Source organism: Pseudomonas syringae pv. tomato str. DC3000, from assembly GCF_000007805.1.
Classification (GTDB): Bacteria; Pseudomonadota; Gammaproteobacteria; order Pseudomonadales; family Pseudomonadaceae; genus Aquipseudomonas; species Aquipseudomonas avellanae.
Genome location: NC_004578.1, coordinates 3,294,513 through 3,312,469 on the forward strand (window position 1 = coordinate 3,294,513; position 17,957 = coordinate 3,312,469).

General features: G+C 60.2%; 15 protein-coding genes and 2 pseudogenes. 4 read left to right on the forward strand and 13 right to left on the reverse strand.

The features are described from left to right. Positions 1 to 112: 112 nt before the first annotated feature. The 3 genes from PSPTO_RS15140 to PSPTO_RS15150 form a co-directional block, all read right to left on the reverse strand. Positions 113 to 421, reverse strand: coding sequence for a putative quinol monooxygenase (locus tag PSPTO_RS15140; RefSeq protein WP_005764277.1), 309 nt, complete (start codon positions 419 to 421; stop codon positions 113 to 115). Between the two features lie 26 nt (positions 422 to 447). Continuing rightward, positions 448 to 1,632 (reverse strand): L-dopachrome tautomerase-related protein, encoded by a 1,185-nt coding sequence (locus PSPTO_RS15145; protein ID WP_011104280.1) that lies wholly within the window; start codon positions 1,630 to 1,632, stop codon positions 448 to 450. Between the two features lie 240 nt (positions 1,633 to 1,872). Continuing rightward, entirely contained in the window at positions 1,873 to 2,880 is a 1,008-nt protein-coding gene (locus PSPTO_RS15150) for an aldo/keto reductase (protein ID WP_011104281.1), read from the reverse strand. A gap of 175 nt (positions 2,881 to 3,055) precedes the next feature. Here PSPTO_RS15150 and PSPTO_RS15155 point away from each other — a divergent pair, with 175 nt between their 5' ends. Beyond that, the gene (locus tag PSPTO_RS15155; RefSeq protein WP_011104282.1) at positions 3,056 to 3,637 is read left to right on the forward strand and encodes a TetR/AcrR family transcriptional regulator; all 582 of its coding nucleotides are present in this window, start codon (positions 3,056 to 3,058) and stop codon (positions 3,635 to 3,637) included. Positions 3,638 to 3,642: 5 nt separating this feature from the next. Here PSPTO_RS15155 and PSPTO_RS15160 read toward each other — a convergent pair whose 3' ends face one another. From PSPTO_RS15160 to PSPTO_RS15170, 3 genes are all read right to left on the reverse strand, one after another. Next, the gene (locus tag PSPTO_RS15160; RefSeq protein ID WP_005764268.1) at positions 3,643 to 4,617 is read right to left on the reverse strand and encodes a biotin-dependent carboxyltransferase family protein; all 975 of its coding nucleotides are present in this window, start codon (positions 4,615 to 4,617) and stop codon (positions 3,643 to 3,645) included. Beyond that, complete coding sequence (locus PSPTO_RS15165; protein WP_005764266.1) at positions 4,614 to 5,486, reverse strand: 5-oxoprolinase subunit B family protein; 873 nt, start codon at positions 5,484 to 5,486, stop codon at positions 4,614 to 4,616. The genes PSPTO_RS15160 and PSPTO_RS15165 overlap by 4 nt, the downstream gene beginning before the upstream one ends. Before the next feature lie 88 nt (positions 5,487 to 5,574). After that, on the reverse strand, positions 5,575 to 6,330 hold the full coding sequence (locus PSPTO_RS15170) for a 5-oxoprolinase subunit PxpA (RefSeq protein ID WP_011104283.1): 756 nt from the start codon (positions 6,328 to 6,330) through the stop codon (positions 5,575 to 5,577). A 126-nt stretch (positions 6,331 to 6,456) separates the two neighbouring features. On the opposite strand from PSPTO_RS15170, the gene PSPTO_RS15175 reads away from it, so the two are divergent. Beyond that, the gene (locus PSPTO_RS15175; protein ID WP_011104284.1) at positions 6,457 to 7,374 is read left to right on the forward strand and encodes a LysR family transcriptional regulator; all 918 of its coding nucleotides are present in this window, start codon (positions 6,457 to 6,459) and stop codon (positions 7,372 to 7,374) included. A 10-nt stretch (positions 7,375 to 7,384) separates the two neighbouring features. Here the strand turns inward: PSPTO_RS15175 and PSPTO_RS15180 are convergent. The 6 genes and pseudogenes from PSPTO_RS15180 to PSPTO_RS15205 form a co-directional block, all read right to left on the reverse strand. Beyond that, positions 7,385 to 7,708 (reverse strand): annotated as a pseudogene (locus tag PSPTO_RS15180) (LysR substrate-binding domain-containing protein); the annotation flags it as partial. A gap of 9 nt (positions 7,709 to 7,717) precedes the next feature. Then, entirely contained in the window at positions 7,718 to 8,062 is a 345-nt protein-coding gene (locus PSPTO_RS15185) for a hypothetical protein (RefSeq protein WP_005764255.1), read from the reverse strand. 164 nt (positions 8,063 to 8,226) lie between these two features. Further along, the gene (locus PSPTO_RS15190) at positions 8,227 to 9,468 is read right to left on the reverse strand and encodes a thiolase family protein (RefSeq protein WP_011104287.1); all 1,242 of its coding nucleotides are present in this window, start codon (positions 9,466 to 9,468) and stop codon (positions 8,227 to 8,229) included. Then, positions 9,465 to 11,351 (reverse strand): annotated as a pseudogene (locus PSPTO_RS15195) (feruloyl-CoA synthase). Before PSPTO_RS15195 ends, PSPTO_RS15190 begins: the two are co-directional and overlap by 4 nt. A gap of 155 nt (positions 11,352 to 11,506) precedes the next feature. Next, positions 11,507 to 12,955 (reverse strand): aldehyde dehydrogenase, encoded by a 1,449-nt coding sequence (locus PSPTO_RS15200; RefSeq protein ID WP_011104290.1) that lies wholly within the window; start codon positions 12,953 to 12,955, stop codon positions 11,507 to 11,509. Between the two features lie 105 nt (positions 12,956 to 13,060). Further along, positions 13,061 to 13,891, reverse strand: a complete 831-nt coding sequence (locus PSPTO_RS15205; protein ID WP_005739372.1) for a p-hydroxycinnamoyl CoA hydratase/lyase — start codon at positions 13,889 to 13,891, stop codon at positions 13,061 to 13,063. Between the two features lie 211 nt (positions 13,892 to 14,102). On the opposite strand from PSPTO_RS15205, the gene PSPTO_RS15210 reads away from it, so the two are divergent. Continuing rightward, a complete protein-coding gene (locus PSPTO_RS15210; protein ID WP_005764246.1) occupies positions 14,103 to 14,591 on the forward strand; it encodes a MarR family winged helix-turn-helix transcriptional regulator in 489 nt (162 codons plus the stop codon). Positions 14,592 to 14,633: 42 nt separating this feature from the next. Here PSPTO_RS15210 and PSPTO_RS15215 read toward each other — a convergent pair whose 3' ends face one another. Continuing rightward, positions 14,634 to 15,983 (reverse strand): OprD family porin, encoded by a 1,350-nt coding sequence (locus PSPTO_RS15215; RefSeq protein ID WP_046463479.1) that lies wholly within the window; start codon positions 15,981 to 15,983, stop codon positions 14,634 to 14,636. A gap of 326 nt (positions 15,984 to 16,309) precedes the next feature. On the opposite strand from PSPTO_RS15215, the gene mhpT reads away from it, so the two are divergent. Beyond that, positions 16,310 to 17,524: a 3-(3-hydroxy-phenyl)propionate transporter MhpT gene (gene mhpT, locus PSPTO_RS15220; RefSeq protein WP_011104292.1), complete on the forward strand. Its 1,215-nt coding sequence runs from the start codon at positions 16,310 to 16,312 to the stop codon at positions 17,522 to 17,524. Positions 17,525 to 17,957 lie beyond the last annotated feature (433 nt).

Consider the following 17,957-nt stretch of genomic DNA (forward strand, 5'->3'; position numbering starts at 1 on the left):
TGTCAGCGTCTGCTGCTTGGGCTCACGAATCCTGATCAGCGTATTCTTGACGTATAAGGACCGGGCCCGACAGGCTGAGGAAGGCTCGGGCATGCCGAGCCTTCCTCAAGAATCAGTTTGAAACCTGGTCCAGAAAAATCAGCCGTGGCGCTTCTGCAAACCACTCGCCGCTTGCAGCCGCAAACTGCTGGTAGTGTGGCGTGGCAACATGCGCGTCCAGTGCTGCCTGGTCCTTGAAGCATTCGCGCATGTAGAACGTACCGTGCTCATCGCGCACCTCGAACAGCGTGTATTCGATGTTGCCCGGCTCCGAACGGGTGGGTTCCACCAGTGCCAACAAAGCTTCTTTCAATGCCGACTCGTTGCCTGGACTGGCTTTCAGCACTGCGATCAACGCCAATGGCTTTGCAGGTGTATTCATTATCAATGCTCCGGTATCAAGTTCGATCAATGCGTGGGGGCTGGTGCCGTTGCGACTTTCACACGCAACAAGCTGTACGGTTTTTTACGTTGGTCGTGGCCCGAATTGAAACCGGCCTGACGGTGCAACTGGTTGACGATGAAATACAGGTAGCCGTCCGGACCGATCGACAAGGTATCAGGCCACAACATGCGCGGATCGTGAGCGACTGTCTGCCAGACGCCGTTCGGCAAGCGCTTGCGTATGGCATTGTGCTCGTAGTCGCCCGCATACACAGCGCCGTCTGCATCAGCCTCAAGACCATCGGAAGCGCCCTTTTCACCCAGGTCCTGAACGGCGGCTGCCAGTTGCTGCTCATTCACAGCGCTGTCGTTCAACAGCTCGGTGGCGACGGAATACAGGTGGCGGCTGGACAGTGGCGAGAAATACAACGTCTTGCCATCTGCCGACAACGCAATGCCGTCTGCAGCTACATGGACCGGTTTGCGCGTTCCGTCCGGGCCATCACCCAGCACGGGCACGCCTTCGACAACAGGCACGAAAGCGGGATCAGCAGAGGTTGCCTTAGCCCCGCTCAGGCGCCGCACGGCGTGGCCGCTGGCAATGTCCATGACAATGATTGCACCCGGCCCGCTCACCGATGAGTCAGTAACGTAGACAGTCCCCTGCGACCCTTGGCGAAAGTCGAAGCGCATGTCGTTGACGTAAGTGCTCGGCAAGATGACGTTGTCCGGAAATACCAGCCGCTTGACGATCTTATTGGTGGCCAGGTCCACCGCCACCAGCTTGGCACCTTGAGGACGTGGCGCGGCAAATTCAGGTGCCGCAGTGTCCAGAAGCCAGACGCGTCCTTTGCCGTCGGCAACCACACTCTGCACGCTGATCAGGCCATCGCCGGGGTCTTTCGGGTTTTCATGATTAACCGCCAGGTCCGGGTAGGCAACCACCTTGCCATCGCGAACCTCGCCAACCGTAAACGGCACCTTGTCACCCCAACGAGGGAAATTGACGAAGATGCGCCCGGTTTCAGTCACTGTCACGCCGGTAGGCATCGCGTCATAAAAAGCCTGAACCTGTTCAAGCTTGCCGACGGGTTTGTCGGCTGGGGCGCCTGCTGGCAACTCGACGGCGGTCATACCATACGCAAGGGAGGTCGTAAGAGTAGCGGCGGAAATGATGGCAAGTGCTGCGCAAATTGGTTTTCGATGCATGGTGCTCTCCTGATGAGTCGGACGGGGCTGCTCATCGGCATTCAGTGGTACAGGCTGTGTGCACGGCAGGTGATGATGTTCATCACCATGCGAGGCTCAAGGACGATGGATAGACAAGACTGCGAGCATTTTGGTCTTTCTCATGACAAAGAAAAACGCGGGGAATACGCTAACACTTTCAACGCAGGGGCGAAGATCCGAACGGTGTACGGACAGGCATCTCGCCCCCGGAACGGCAGCTTATGCAACCACCCTCGTGCGAGTCCCATCCGACCAGTCAACAGCCGACCTTGGCGCAGCGGTCGGGTCCAGACTACTGACCGCGTCAAGCCGTTGGATCTGCTCGTCGGCCAGCGTCAGTGCCAAGGCCCCCAGGTTGTCGCCAATCTGCTCCTGCGAGCGAGGCCCGATAATCGGGATGGCCCCATGTGTACCGGCCCAGGCAATCGCCACCTGACTTGCACTGACACCAAGCTCGGCGGCGATGTCCAGCACGCTGTCGAGGATCAGGGTGCGTTGCGCGGAGTTTTCCGGCTGGAAAACCTTGCCGCCAAACCCTTCGGCACGGCCTTTCTCGCCCTGCCGGTATTTGCCGGTCAGCATGCCGCCGCCCAGAGGCGACCAGGTAACGACACCGAGACCAAGCGCGTGAGAGGCTTGAAACAGATCAGTCTCGGGCTGGCGGTGCACCAGGCTGTGCTCGAACTGTGCGGCTGCAATCGGCAAGGTGCGGCTGATATCGGCCAGTGTCACAGCGCGAGCGAGCCGCCATGCAGGGAAATTGGACAGACCCGCGTAAAGGATTTTCCCGGCACGCGCCAGGTCTTCCAAACCTCTGAGAATTTCTTCAATGGGCTTGACAGCATCAGGATGATGCGCCCAGTAGAGGTCAATACGGTCCGTCTTCAAACGCTTGAGGCTTGCTTCCACCGAACTCACCATGGCTTTGCGGCTGTTGCCGGTGGTTAATCGGCCAGGGTTGGCCGAGGCACCGTTGGTAAACTTGGTCGCGAGCACAAAATCGTCGCGCCGGCCTTGCAACAATGTGCCGAGCAACTCTTCGGACTGGCCAAACTGATAGATGTCCGCAGTATCGATAAAATTGCCCCCCGCCTCGGCATACGTGTTGAACATTGCCTCGCTGACTACCGGGTCCGCCCCATAACCCCAGCCAGTGCCGAAGTTCCCCGTGCCCAGCGCGATTTGCGAGACGCTGAGCCCGGTCTTTCCGAACGTTTTGTATTTCATGGTTTTATCTCACGGTGGAGTGATCGGATTGATGCCCGCTCATGACCCGGACCGGCGTTCAGAAGCAGCCATATGATTATGATCAGCATCTTAACTGTCAACTCCTTTAATGATGGTTAACATCAATGGTATATTTGCGCTCTGTCGAATGGAGCAGACAAAAGAGGCAATTCACATGAGAGTCACCAAGGCGCAGGCGCAGGCGAACCGGGCACACATCGTCGAGACGGCATCCATCCAGTTTCGTGAACACGGCTACGACGGTGTCGGAGTGGCAGACTTGATGGCCGCTGCAGGTTTTACCCATGGCGGGTTCTACAAGCACTTCGGGTCAAAGTCTGACCTGATGGCCGAGTCGGCGGCCTGCTCTATCTCGAAGACGGTGGAGCAATCGAAGGGCATTGATCCTGCGCAGTTCATCGAGTACTACTTGTCCCGAGAGCACCGCGACAATCCCGGCACCGGCTGCACGATGGCCGCACTCAGTGCCGATGCGGCCCGCCAGTCAGAGGCTGTCAAAGCCACTTTTGCCAACGGCATCGAAAGCATATTGGCCGCTTCCGTGGCCGCAGGAGCACACGCCGATGACAAAACGCAGCAACAGGCACGGGCAAAGACCATCGACCTGTTTGCCCATGCGTTAGGTGCAGTGTTGCTGTCGCGCAGTTGCCCGGACGACTCACCATTGGCAGATGAAATACTCGAAGTGTGCCGTGCGAAAATGCAGGCGCAGTTAGCGTACGCGCAGGCCTCCTGATTATTTCAAGATGCGAACAACCTGCTCAAACACGCCAACTTCTTCTTGTAGGACGTGCGCGCTGCGAGTGCATCTTCCAGCGTGACCGCCACAAACCGGGCTTTCTGGTTGGGCTGCATCTGGCCGATCAGATCAAGGTCGGCGCTGATCACGGTGCCGATCATGGCATAGCCTCCACCAGACACCGCGTCGCGGTGTAACACAATGGGCTCCAGTCCTGCCGGAACCTGAATCGAGCCGATCGGGTAGCAACTGTCGACGATATTCGATGGATCGGAACCTGCCCCGAATGGCTGTTCCCGTGGCTGAAAAGTCAGCGCCCTGCCGCCCTTGAAGCGATAACCAATGCGGTCGGCTTCCGAGCCAACCGTCCATGACTCGGAAAAGAAGCTGGTGGCCGCAAACTCGGTCAGGCGCTCGTAATACAGGCCGGGAACGACGCGCAGGTAGATTTCGCCGCCCAGCGACTGGCGCAACGCCATCGGCAGGCTGGCCCCTGCACGCCCCTTGCCGCTGGGCACGCCTATCGGCAACAGGTCATCAACCGCCAGCCTGCGCCCCTGAAAACCACCGAGTGCGCCCAGCGTGTAGGTCGAGCGGCTGCCCAATACCAGCGGCACATCAATGCCGCCCGCGACGGCCAGATAAGTGCGTGCGCCATCTTTGGGGAAATCAAAGCGCAACACCTGCCCGGCTTTTACCGCAAACGCGGTGTCATGGTGCATGTCCACGCCGTCCAGGCGCGCCGTCATGTGCGCACCGCAGACGGCCACCAAGGTGTCGGATTGAAATTCCAGCTCAGGCCCCAGCAACGTGCATTCCAGGCCGGCAGCGCCGGGCGGATTGCCGACCAGTTGATTGGCGGCGCTGAGTGCGTACTGGTCCAGCGCACCCGAAGGCGGGATGCCCAGGTGGTAATAGCCTTCACGGCCGAGGTCCTGTACCGAGGTGGCCAGACCGGGTTTGAGTACCTTGATCATGCCAGCGCCTCCTGCAGCGACCTGGGATAGCCGACGGGGTCGGCCAGAAAGGCGTCGAGGGAAAACTCGACCGGGCGAATCAGCAAATCAAAGCGCCCCGCTTCTACCTCGGTCACGGCCAGATCGTAGGTTTCACGATCCACCGGTCTGAACTGCACAATGTCTCCCGGCCTGAAAAAAACCATATGCTCCTTCAGGTACGCCAACCCCTGCTGCGGGTCGTAGATCGGCGCCGGGGTGACGCCGAACATCTGGTAACCACCCGCCCCGCGCACCGAGTAGATGCAACCAAAGCACCCGCCATGACCCAGCGTAAGCTTTGGCGTATCGGTGCGCGGGCGCAGGTATTTGGGCACTTGCAACTGCCGCTCGCGCTCGACCATCTGGAACATGAACGGTAGCCCGGCAACAAAGCCGACCATTGACACAAACCAAGGCGCACCACTGTGCGCAGCAATGAACGCATCGACATCGGCCAGATTGTTGATGCGCGCAGCGTATTCCAGATCCGTCGAACCAGGGTCCTGGTGCCGGTCGCGAAAGCGCATCAGGGTTTCATGGGTCCAGGGATCGTTGTAGAGCACCGGGATCTCGATGATGCGGGTCTGCAGCGTGCGCTCGGCGACCGCTCCGGCCTCGGCCCCGCGAACGGCTTCGAGCAGTGCATGAGGCGCGATACGGTCCGGGTCAAAACGAATCTGGAACGAGGCGTTGGCCAGGCACACGTCGAGTACGCCGTCCAGCGCCAAGCGCTCGACCGCACGGGTCACCGCCAGCCCCTTGAAAAAAGCTTCCAGCGACATGCTGTCACTGACCTCGGCGAACAGGTGCTCATCAGCGCCAAAGCTGTAGCGAATCGGATCGGCCATGTCTGTTCCTTTTGAAAACGTTGTAGAAAGGCAGGCAAAGATCGTTACGGCGGCTCAGGGTGTCTTCGCCCCCGATGCCGCAGGCTGGCTAACGTGGCGTGCGCACTTCTATTCCGGCACCATCCAGCGCCTGACGGGTCGCCTGTGCAAGGGCCAGCGCGCCCGGTGTGTCGCTGTGCAGGCAGATGGAATCGAACTGGATGGCCAGATCGTCACCTTCGACCGTGCGCACCAGCCCCTGCTGGCAGGCGCGAATCACACGCGCGGCCACCTCAGCCGGGTCATGGGCGCGTACGTTGCGGGTAAAGACGATAGAACCGCTGAGGTCGTAAGCGCGATCGGCGTAAAACTCGCGCACCACCGGTTGCCCCAGTTCCTGAGCCACGTTGCAGATCACCGAGCCGGGCATGCAGTAAAGCAGCAAATCAGGCTCCAGACGCTGAAGGTTTTCCACCAGCAACCGGGCAGCCTCTTCGTCACGGGCCAGGTGCATATACAAGGCTCCGTGGGGTTTGAAGTGCTGCAAGGGCACGCCCTGAACACGGGCCAGCTCGCGCAATGCACCCAGTTGGTAAAGCATGTCGTCGACCAGCTCCTGAGCGGGCGCGTTGATATGCCGGCGACCAAAGCCCACCAGATCACGGAACCCCGGATGCGCGCCAATGGCCACGCCCAGGCGTTTGGCCTGTTCAATGGTGCGACGCATGGTGCTTGGGTCGCCTGCGTGAAAGCCGGTGGCGATATTGGCAGAACTGATGAAGGCCATCAGTTCGGTATCAACGCCGTCGCCAATGGTCCATGCGCCGAAGCTTTCACCCATGTCCGAGTTGAAATCTATCTGCATGGCTTTTACTCCAAGGGCTATCTGAGTGTGTGCAAGCCACGTTAAATTCCCTTTGACCCCTTGGGTAGATCTATTAACAGATACGCTGTCTTCTGAAAAACAGATACCTTGCTGAGTGGAGTACCTATGTCCCTGACCTTGCGCCAGGTCCGCTATTTCGTAGCAACCGCCGAGATCGGGCAGATCTCGCAGGCCGCGATCCACCTCAATATTTCCCAGTCGGCAGTTACCACGGCGATCAAGGAACTGGAGAGCATGCTCGGCACGCTATTGTTTCAGCGCTCGGCGCAGGGCATGAACCTGACCGAGGCCGGCAGGCACTTTCTCAATCGTGCCTATGTAATCCTGCGCAGTGTCGATGATGCAATGAACAGCCCCTTGCCGGACATTCGTGCCAGCGGCGTGCTGCGCCTGGCGGCCAGCTACACCGTCATCGGCTACTTTCTGCCGCACCACCTGCAAAGGCTGGAGCACTGGCACCCGGACGTGGCCATTGAGGTGCACGAGCAGGAGCGGCAATCCATCGAGCAGGGCCTGCTGGAAGGTCGCTTCGACATGGCGGTGGTGCTGACCGCCAACATCACTCACCCGGATATCGTCTCGGAAACACTGTTCAACTCCGAACGCCGTTTATGGCTGTCCAGCCACCATCCGCTTTGCCAGCGCGCCTCCGTCAGCCTCGCCGACGTGGCACAGGAGCCCTACATTCTGCTGACCGTCGATGAAGCCGAGCAAAGTGCGATGCGCTACTGGGAACTGGCCGGTCAACACCCCAACGTTCGCGTGCGCACCAGCTCGGTGGAGGCGGTGCGCAGCATGGTTGCCAACGGCAGCGGCGTGGCGATCCTCTCGGACCTGGTGCATCGACCGTGGTCGCTGGAGGGCAAGCGTATTGAAACCCTCACCGTCACCGACAAGGTCACGCCGATGAGCGTCGGCCTGGCCTGGCACCGCGAGCGCGAACCAACCCCGGCGATGCAAGCATTTCGTAACTACTTTCACGACGCGTTTCTGGCGCCGCAACAGCTCTCGGCGCGGCGCTGAGGGCACGGCACTACGCCCGATCAAGCCTGCCACGCTCGCCGACCGGCGCATGCTCGGCCATCAGTTCAATCACCAAATCGATAAACACGCGCACCTTGACGCTGACATGCCGGTTCGGGGGGAAGGCTACGTAAATCGGCATGCTATCGAGTTGCCTGTCCTGGAACAGCGGGACGAGCTTACCCCGCGCCAGATGCGGCTGGGCCATGTAATCGGACAGCCAGAGAGTGCCCAGTCCGGCGAGGCCTGCGGCGATGTAGGCATTGCCATCATCGACCGCCAGCGTGTAGCGGCCCTGAACGCGAACCTGTTCACCATTACGGTGCATGGCATAGGCAGGCGTTCAGCGACTGCGGATCGGTACGACGCAGTCGTTTGTGTCGAACGCCAGCGGCTCTTCGAATTGCTGGAAGAACTGCCCGGACACGACATGATCGAGAAACTGCGCCTGGTCTTCAGTCACCAAGCGAATCGGGGAGTAACCATCGGTATCGGGCACGGCAAACAGCCGGGCCTTGCGTTCATGCGCCACCGCGATGAACGCCCTCTTCTCTTCATCGGTCATGGCCGAAAAGTGTTCGGACAGATTTTCCAGCGAGCGCACCGCCAGGTCCTGGTCGAGCTGCTCGTCATCCGTGAACATCAAATGCCAGACGAAATCGAAAGAAAGCTCAGCGAGGGCACGCATAGACGGGGTTCCATAGTGTTCAGAGACGCGAGATTCACTGTTCGGCACGGTTCGGTCAAGCGTTAACGGACGACCTACGTCATGTGCAGCGTTTAAAACCCGTAAATATCGCTCCCGGATAACAAATTCTGCTACCGATTGTTTATTGCAGAGTGATTGAACCATCAATTTGAGCCGATAAAAGCCGGATTCTCGATCAACAGCGCCATGCCCTGCCCGCCGCCCACGCAGGCGGCGGCAATCCCGTAACGCAGGTTTTCTTCGCGCAGTTGCCGGGCCAGGGTCATGACCAGACGCAGCCCGGTGGCAGCCAGCGGGTGACCGATGCCCAGCGAGCCGCCCTGGCAGTTGAGCCGGTCGCAGTCCAGTTCCAGTGTCTGCGCGACGGCGAGCACCTGCGCGGCCTGCGCTTCGTTGATTTCCAGCCGGCCAATGTCACTCAGCGCCAGCCCGCTGCGCTGCAATAACAACTGGATGGCGGGCGTCGGGCCAATGCCCATGAATTCCGGAGCGACGCCGATCACTGCACTGGCCAGCAGGTGCGCCAATACTGGCTTTTTTGACTGTGAAGCACGCCCCACCAGTGCCGCCGCGGCACCGTCAACCACTGCACAACTGTTGCCTGCCGTTTGCACGCCATCGGTATGGATGGCGCGCAGCCGCGACAACGCAGCCAGAGTGGTCGTGCGCGGGTGGCTGTCCTGTGTGACCGTCTCGACCCGTCGCGGCAGCTCGATGCCACGCGGCTGATAGCCTGCCAGCTCGAAGCGCTCGTTGCCGACGGCAACGATTTCTGCAGACCACCTGCCCAAGACTTGCGACTCCAGCGCGCGCTGATGGCTAAGCAACGCATAGCCATCCACGGCTTCGCGGCTCAACCCGTAACGTTTCGCCAGGTTGTCCGCCGTGGCGATCATGTCCACTGCGGGTGCCGGGTCATAAAGGGCCTCCCAGAGAAAGTCCTTGAACTGCACGGTGCCGCCCAGCGGAAATCCGTCGCGATGGGTGTAAGCGGCAATCGGATTGCGTGACATGGACTCCGCCGCGACACACAGCGCCATCTGCCCGCCATCGCCCACCTGCAGCGCGGCCTGACGCAACAGTTCGAAGCCTGTGGCGCAAATCCGCTGCACACCCAACGCCGGCACGCTTTGCGCCACGCCGCTGTACAGACCGATATGCCGGGGCAGCAGGTAGGCGTCGAAACTGGCCTGCGCCATCGAGCCGGCCAGCACACTGTCAATCTGCTGCGGGTCAATGGCCGCACGGGCCAGCACCTCACGACCGACCTTTATGCCCAGATCGATGGGCGAAATCTGCGCCAGCGCGCCGCCCAGGTCGACCCACGGCGTACGCACCGCATCGACAATGGCCACGTCGCTGAACGCCGAATACTGCCCGCTCACGCTGGCGACCCGGCACTGAGCCGTGAGGCATCCTGATCGCGATACAGCGCTTCGACTTTCGTGGCGCGCCACTGCAACACCGCACGCTGGTTGATAGAGCCCTTGTCAGTGATTTCGCCGCGATCGATTGAGGCTGGTTCATCCAGCAGCGCGATCCACTCCAAGCGACTGGCGTTGCCATTGGCCCCTTCATTCAAACGTGCCAGCCAGTCGGCAAACCACTGGCGTACCGGCGTGCTGGCCAATACCTCGACATCGCTCGCCTGCGCACCCAGCCCAGCCAGTTGTCGGCACTCGTGCAGGCGAGGAAACACCAGCGCCCCCAGGCACTCGCGATCCGGTGCGGTGATGACCACATCCTGAACATACGGCGAGCCTTCCAGCACCGCACGATTGCGCATTGGCCCGACGCTGACGAACACACCGGACGACAGTTTGAAATCCTCGGCCAGACGCCCATCGAACATCAGGCCCAGCTGCGGCGCCGAAGGGTCTGCCAGCTTGATCGCGTCACCGGAACAGTAAAAGCCGTTCTCGTCGAACACCTCAGCGGTTTGCTGCGGCGAGCGCCAGTAGCCAGGCATGATGTGCGGGCCGCGAAAGCGCCCTTCCAGCTTGCCATCAACCGGCACCAGACACACCTCGCACCCCGGCGCGGGCAAGCCGATGTAACCGGCCATCGACAGCGGCCCGGTGGTAAAGGTGCAGGACGGTGCGGCCTCGGTCATGCCCAGCCCGGCCATCATGCGAATGCGCTCGCCACAGTGCTGCTCGGCCACCCGGTCGAGGCGGTCCCAGATACTTTGCGACAAACCGGCTGCGGCGAAGAAGAACAGCTTCATGCGCGAGAAGAATCGCTCACGCAACTCGGCGTCCTGCTCCAGCGCGTTGACCAGCTCTTCCCAGCCTTTGGGCACGGTCAGGTAGGCTGTCGGCGAGATTTCCTTGAGGTTGCGCAAGGTTTCGGCAAAGCCCTGAACAGTCGGTTTGCCATTGTCGAGATAGAACGTGCCGCCGTTGTAGAGCACGATACCGAGGTTATGACTGCCGCCGAAGGTATGATTCCACGGCAGCCAGTCCACCAGCACCGGCGGCTGTTCGCCGAACACCGGGAAGGTTTGCAGCAGCATCTGTTGATTGGCACACAGCATGCGCTGAGTGGTAACCACTGCTTTGGGCAGTTTGGTCGAGCCCGAGGTGAAAAGAAACTTGGCAATGCTGTCCGGCCCGCTGGCCATGAACGCAGCGTCGGCTTCGCTGCCGCCCGGTTGTTCAAGCAGGCTGGCAAAGCTCGAATGACGCCGGCCATTCAACTGTCCGCGTACCGTAATGACCGGTGTGTCAGCCGGTATGACAGCATCGATGGCGCGCTGGAACGGCGCGGCATCGCTGACAAACACCAGGCCTGGCTGTAACACCTCACAGACATGCCGCAATTTGGCGAAGTCCTGCGACAGAACCGAGTAAGCCGGTGACACCGGGCAATAAGGAATACCGGCGTACATAGCGCCCAAAGCGATCTGCAAATGCTCGATGTCGTTACCCGACAGCAGCGCCAGTGGCCGCTCTGCCGAAAGCCCGTAAGCCAGCAGGCTCTGGGCAATGGCGCGAACGTCGGTGAGCATGTCGGCGTAACTGACCTTGCGCCAGCCACCACGGCTGTCACGGGCGGCAATAAAGGTTTGTTGCGCACGCAGGCTGGCCCAGTGCACCAGCCGGTCGAGCAACCGATCGGGCAACGGCGCCAACGGTTCCAGGGCTCGCATGTGCAAAATGCCGTGCTCCTCACGAACCTAGATGGGCGGATGGCCGATGGAGACCTGACGGTAGCGCGGCGAACCGGCTTCACTCTGCTGCTTTGATGATCTGATATCGGAACTCACGTGCGTTCTCTCCATCAAGGGACGCTCGCACCAGACGGCGTGAAGCCGTTCGGGCCTCGCGTAGCAGCACCGGGCTGCAGCCTTGTTATTGTTATACCTGACTCACTGACGGCTCGGTCTTTTGCAACAAACCGTTGCCATCAGCACAAGAGGATTCAGATCGGGTAATGCCGTGGCCCGTTTTGCAACGTCACCCAACGCAACTGGGTGAAGTGTTCGATCGAGGCCTTGCCACCGAAACTGCCGTAGCCGCTGGACTTGACCCCGCCGAACGGCATTTGCGCCTCATCGTGCACGGTTGGCCCGTTGATGTGGCAGATGCCGGACTCGACACGTTGCGCCAATGCCAGAGCCCGGCCGGTGTCGCGGCTGAAAATCGCCGCCGACAGGCCCAATTCCGAATCGTTGGCCAGCGCCAGCAGTGCTTCGTCGCCTTCGCCGCGAATCACCACGGCAACCGGACCGAAAGACTCTTCGCGGTACAGGCGCATCCGGTCAGTCACGCCGTCGAGCAACGCCGGTTGCAGAATGCTGCCCTGCAACTGCCCGCCAATCACCAGCGTCGCGCCCAGATTCACGGCATCGTCGATCAGTGCCTTGATTCGCGAGCCTGCGCTGACGTCCACCAGCGAACCCAGCACTGACTGACTGTCATCCGGGTGGCCGGCACGCAGGGTTTCGATCTTGGCGGTCAGTTTTGCCACAAACACATCGGCCACCTTCTGATCGACGATCAGCCGCTCGGTGGACATACAGATCTGGCCCTGATTGAAATACGCGCCAAATGCCGCCGCTTCGACCGCAGCGTCCAGATCAGCGTCGTCCAGCACCAGAAACGGTGCCTTGCCGCCCAATTCCAGCAGCGCGGGCTTGAGATGCCGGGCCGAGAGCTCGCCGACGATGCGCCCCACATGGGTCGAGCCGGTGAAATTGACCCGACGCACCGCCGGGTTGGCGATCAGCCGTTCGACAATGGCCGCAGCATCGGCCGGCGCATTGCTGATCACATTGACGACGCCGTCACCCAGCCCTGCATCCTGCAGCACCTGACCAATCAATCGATGCACCGCCGGGCTGAGTTCCGAGGCCTTGAGCACCACCGTATTGCCGCAGGCCAGCGGCATGGCGATGGCGCGGGTGGCGAGAATCACCGGCGCATTCCACGGCGCAATGCCCAGCACCACACCGCAGGGTTGGCGCAGCGCCATGGCAAAACTGCCGGGAACATTGGAAGGAATGACATCGCCGGTGATCTGCGTGGTCATCGATGCGGCTTCGCGCAGCATGTTGGCGGCCAGTTGTACATTGAAACCGTACCAGTTGGCCATCGCCCCGGTTTCTCCCGCCGCCGCAATAAATTCACCACTGCGCGCCTGCAATTGCTCGGCAGCCTTGAGCAAACGCGCCCGCCGCTCGCCGGGCGCCAGCGCCGCCCAGCCGGGAAATGCCGCCTGAGCGGCAGCGACCGCCGCATCGGCGTCTTCTAGGGTCGCCGCGGCCACCCGCGAAACCACTTCGCCAGTCACCGGGTTACAGCGTTCAAAAGTACGTCCATCACGGGCAGGGCACGACTGACCGCCGATCAGCAGGGGCACTTCCAGCATGGTGATTCCTCTCTTTATTGTTATTTAAGAGCAGCTTTAAGTTTCAAGCTGCACGCTTCAAGTTAAAAGCCTCATGCTTGTAGCTTGTAGCTAGCGCCTAACCATCTACCGCTTATACGCTTCCAGCCCTGGCTTGATGCTCTTGTCGTCGAGGAACTGCTTCATGCCCTGCTCGCGGCCGCCTTCCTTGTCCAGCAGGCGCGACTGGTCGAGTTTGGCGTACAGGTAATCTTCGTTCTGTTCCCAGGTCAGTTCGCGGCAACGCTTGAAGCCATGCTTGGCGGCACGCAGGACAACCGGGTTCTTTTCCAGCAGATTGAGGGCCAGGTCGATGGTCACCTGGCGCAGTTGTGCCAGCGGCACACTTTCATTGACCAGCCCCATTTCGGCGGCTTTTTTACCGTCGAAGGTCTTGCCGGTCATGATGTAGTACAACGACTGGCGATGGCCCACGGTGTCGGCCATCGCCTTGCTCACCAGGTTGCCAGGCGGAATGCCCCAGTTGATTTCCGACAGCCCGAACGTCGCCTCGTCGGCACAGATCGCCAGATCGCACGCCACCAGCGGGCTGAAGCCACCGCCGAAACACCAGCCATTGACCATGGCGATGGTGGGTTTGGCGTACATGCGCAGCAGCTTCCATTGCCATTGGGATGCTTCGCGACGAATCTTCTCCTGAAGAATTTCCGGGCCGGCGTCCACTTCGCGAAAGTATTCCTTAAGGTCCATGCCAGCGGTCCAGGCTTCACCGGCACCGGTCAGCACCAGCACACCGGCCTCGGGGTCCTGTTCCAGTGTTTCCAGCACATCGATCATTTCGCGATTGAGCGTGGGGCTCATTGCGTTGCGTTTTTCCGGTCGGTTGAGGATGACCCACGCGATGCCTTGCTCGATCTCGACCTTGACGGTTGTCCAGCGACCTTCGTACTTGCTCATGGCGATGCTCTCTTGTTCTTGATCTGAAGATGACTCCACGCTAAACGGCAAATATAGTTATGTCAATTAACCATTAGCTTGATTAATCAAAAACTCGGCACTCCGCTCTCTTGTGCTGGTCACAGTCACGTATGCCCCATAGCCATTATTCGCCAACCCCGGCAAACTGATCGGCTGATTCGCTCACCACACCAAAAGGATTGCATCTTCAATGGCCAAGCCATCCGACAGCGCCGACATTTGCCAGGCTCCTGTACAGACTGCCCAGGCACCGTTGCCGAAGGATTCTGCACTCGATGACCTGATCGGTTATGCCATGCGCCGGGCACAGCTCAAGCTGTTCCAGAACCTGATCGGACGTCTTTCCGCCCACGACCTGCGCCCTGCGCAGTTTTCGGCACTGGCGATCATCGAGCAGACCCCCGGCCTGATGCAGGCAGACCTGGCCAAAGCGCTGGCGATAGAGCCGCCTCAGGTCGTGCCGCTGCTGAACAAACTCGAAGAGCGCGCGCTGGCCGTACGTGTGCGCTGCAAGCCGGACAAGCGCTCATACGGCATCTTTCTCAGCAAGACCGGTGAGACGCTGCTGCGCGAACTGAAGCAGATTGCAGTCGACAGCGACCTGGATTCCACCTCGGCGCTGGATAACCAGGAACGCAATGACCTGCTCAGGTTGCTGAAAAAGGTTTACCAATCGTAAACACCCTTATCGACGGTGGTTTTGCCGTCGATAAGGCTCTGATTACCAGATGGGCACGCTGTACTGCACAATGAAGCGCGTCTGGTTTTCATCGCGAAACGCTGCACCTGTCGGGAAGTCATTTCGGTAAATCGACTTGCGCGCCAACAGGCCGACATTTTTCAATGGACCGCTCTGCACCACATAGCCCAACTCCATCTGAAACTCCCGCTCCTTGCGATCATCTGCGTTGAAGGCCGACAGTTCGATATTGTCGCCGCGTATGTATCGCAGGCGGCTGCGCAAGCCGACAACGCCAACCGCCGTAAAATCGTAGTCGTAGATGGCTTGCCAGGTACGCTCCCTGGCATTGAGAAAGTCGGAGCTCATGGTCATCTCGCTCAAGCCCATCAACTCGGTGCCCGACACATAAGGTGTCGCCGTAGCGCCGCTGGCATGCATGTAACCAAGGCTCACGCTGTGCCCTCCCCATTTGTAGCCCAGCAACGCCGACAGGTTCTGATTGTCCACCTCACCGGCTTTTGCGCTGCCGGTGTCACGGCTGAAGAAACTGCGCAGATCAGTGGTCATTACACCGTCGCCCACGTCCAGCTTATGCAGCAGCGCCAGGGTGTTCTGGGTGTAGAGGTCAGCCACTTCAGCGTGATAGACGCGCACGCTCAGGGCTTTACTGACCTGATAGTCGCCCCCGGCGTAGGTCATGTGCGATGAGGTGGCCGCTGCGTTGAAACGCCGGTTCGGCGACGCGATGCTGATCGCCTGATAATTGGTTGAGTCACGCTTGTTGACCCGGTCGATGTAGCCGGCATTGAGGGTCAATCCGTCGATCTCTTTCGAGGTCAGCGTGGTACCCCGAAAGGTCTGCGGCAGCAGACGCGAGGGGCTGGCGAAGGCAAATGGCAGAAAGATCGACACATCGCCGGTCTTGACCGTTGTTTCACGAAATTTCAGTTTGCCGGTCAATGCCAGCCGTGAATATTCGTCGGCAGCGCGCCCGTCGCCGGCTGAAACAGGCAACAGCTCGGTGCCGCTGCGATCCGGCGAGGAATCCAGCTTCATGCCGACCAGTGCCCGTGCATCAATGCCCAAGCCCACCGGCCCTTCGGTAAAACCCGACTCCGCGTTCATGATGAAGCCCTGCGCCCACTCCCGAATCGCAGTCCTGGCGCCGTCGTCCTTGTAATCACGATCCATGTAGTAATTGCGCAGCGTCAGGGTGCCGTGACTGTCATCCACAAAACCCTGAGCCTGCGCAGCGTCCGGCAGCACGCTGATGCCCAGCAGACCAAGGGCGAGGCTGTAGTTTTTTCCAAGCGCATTATTTGTAAGAACTTTTTTACGGGCGAAGGAAGCTGACACAGCCATGGCTGCATCACGAGTGAGTATTGGCATGCTCGGTGTCCACTTATTGTTGTTGTTTTGGGATTCGGCCCGTCGCTTGATGGCGGTCCGTGGACGCAGAATTGAAAGATTCGGCGTTGGCGTCAATCCACACTGACCGATAATCGAACATTAATATTATTAACTACCTAGACACCGCTATTGACTTTTAAACCTAAGGCCATGTTTCAAAAGGGATAAAGACGGTTTTTCGCAAATTTTCTGCACGGCTTCATTTTTTAGTTATTTTTGTTACCTTGATTGGCGCCTGTCATGACGCATCAACCGGCGCTCGGGAACAGGCACTGCACATAACAAAAACAACAATGAGGCTTGCCATGACCAGTCCACTGCGTCGCTCGACGCTGACCATCGTTTTGTGTTTCATCGTTGCGCTGATCGAAGGGTTCGACCTGCAGGCTGCCGGAACAGCGGCTGCGGGACTGCGCCAGACCTTCGCCCTTGACCCGAAAATGATGGGCTGGGTGTTCAGCGCCGGGATCATCGGGTTGCTGCCGGGCGCTTTTTTCGGTGGCTGGATCGCTGACCGTATCGGCCGCAAGAAAATCCTCGTGGCCGCGGTGCTGCTGTTCGGGGTCTTTTCGCTGAGTACGGCCTACGTGCAGACCTTTTCCGGCCTGCTGCTGGTGCGTTTCATGACCGGTCTGGGGCTGGGGGCCGCGCTGCCCAATCTTATCGCCTTGTGCGCCGAAGCCGTCAGCGAGCGCCACCGCGGGCTCGCCATCAGCGTCATGTACGCAGGCGTTCCGCTGGGTGGCGCGCTGGCTGCGGTGGTGGCGATGTTTACCAGCGAGCATTGGCAGACCACCTTCATCATCGGTGGCCTGGTGCCGTTGCTGGTGGTCCCGCTAATGATGCTGTTGCTGCCCGAATCCAGCGCCTTTAGCCAGCAGACAAGCGCACGCAGCGTTCGCCACTCGACGGCCACCGCACTGTTTGGCGAAGGCCGGGCGCGCACGACACTGGCATTGTGGGCCGGCTATTTCTTTACCCTGACGGTCATGTACATGCTGCTCAACTGGTTGCCGTCGCTGCTGATCGGCCAGGGCTTCAGTAAACCGCAGGCGGGCATGGTACAGATGCTGTTCAACATTGGCGGCGCATCGGGTTCTTTGCTCGGCGGGCTGTTGCTGGATCGCTGCAACGGCATCAAGGTCGTGATGTTCGTCTATGCCGGTTTGCTGCTGGCACTGACAGGCGTAGGTTTTTCGGTGGGTATCGTGCCGATGGCGGCGGCCGGCTTTTGCGCCGGGGTGTTTGTCATGGCCGCGCAACTGGTGCTCTACGCGTTGGCCCCACCCTCCTACCCGACCTCGGTACGCGCGACCGGCGTCGGCGCTGCCGTAGCCATCGGCCGCCTGGGTTCTGTGGCAGGCCCCTTGGCCGCCGGGCAGTTGCTGGGTGCCGGCGCGGGAACAGCCGGCGTGCTGCTGGCAACCTCGCCAGGCCTGGTGATCGCCGCGCTGGCAGCAATCAGTGTGCTGTCACGCTCGACGGCAACCGAGAAGCGTCAGCTCAAGGTTGCCCGTTAAACAGCTTGGAAGCACCAGAATCGGACGCAGAGCGTCCAGAACGGCATGCGACGCGGAGCGTCGCACGATAGTTGAAAAAACGCTTTTTTACCGCGATTGCACGGACGACGCAGAGTGCGACGTAAGTGACGGCTGAGCCCTGGCGCTGATCCGGGGGATGCGAGGCAGGACGCCGAGCAAGCCGCACCGGGCCAAGGATGGCCCGTTGCGGCGGCCCCCGGATCAGTGACAGGGCGAAGGAACCCGACGAAGTCGGGCCGGAAACGGAGCCGGGATTTTGCATACTTTGATCCTTCAAAGTATGTCGCCGAGGGGCGAAAAGGTGCGTTGAGTCTTACATCAATACCCCTGACATCGCAGACCCCTTGTGTGACGCGCAGCGCCACAGAGGACGCAGAGCGTCCAGAACGGCATGCGACGCGGAGCGTCGCAC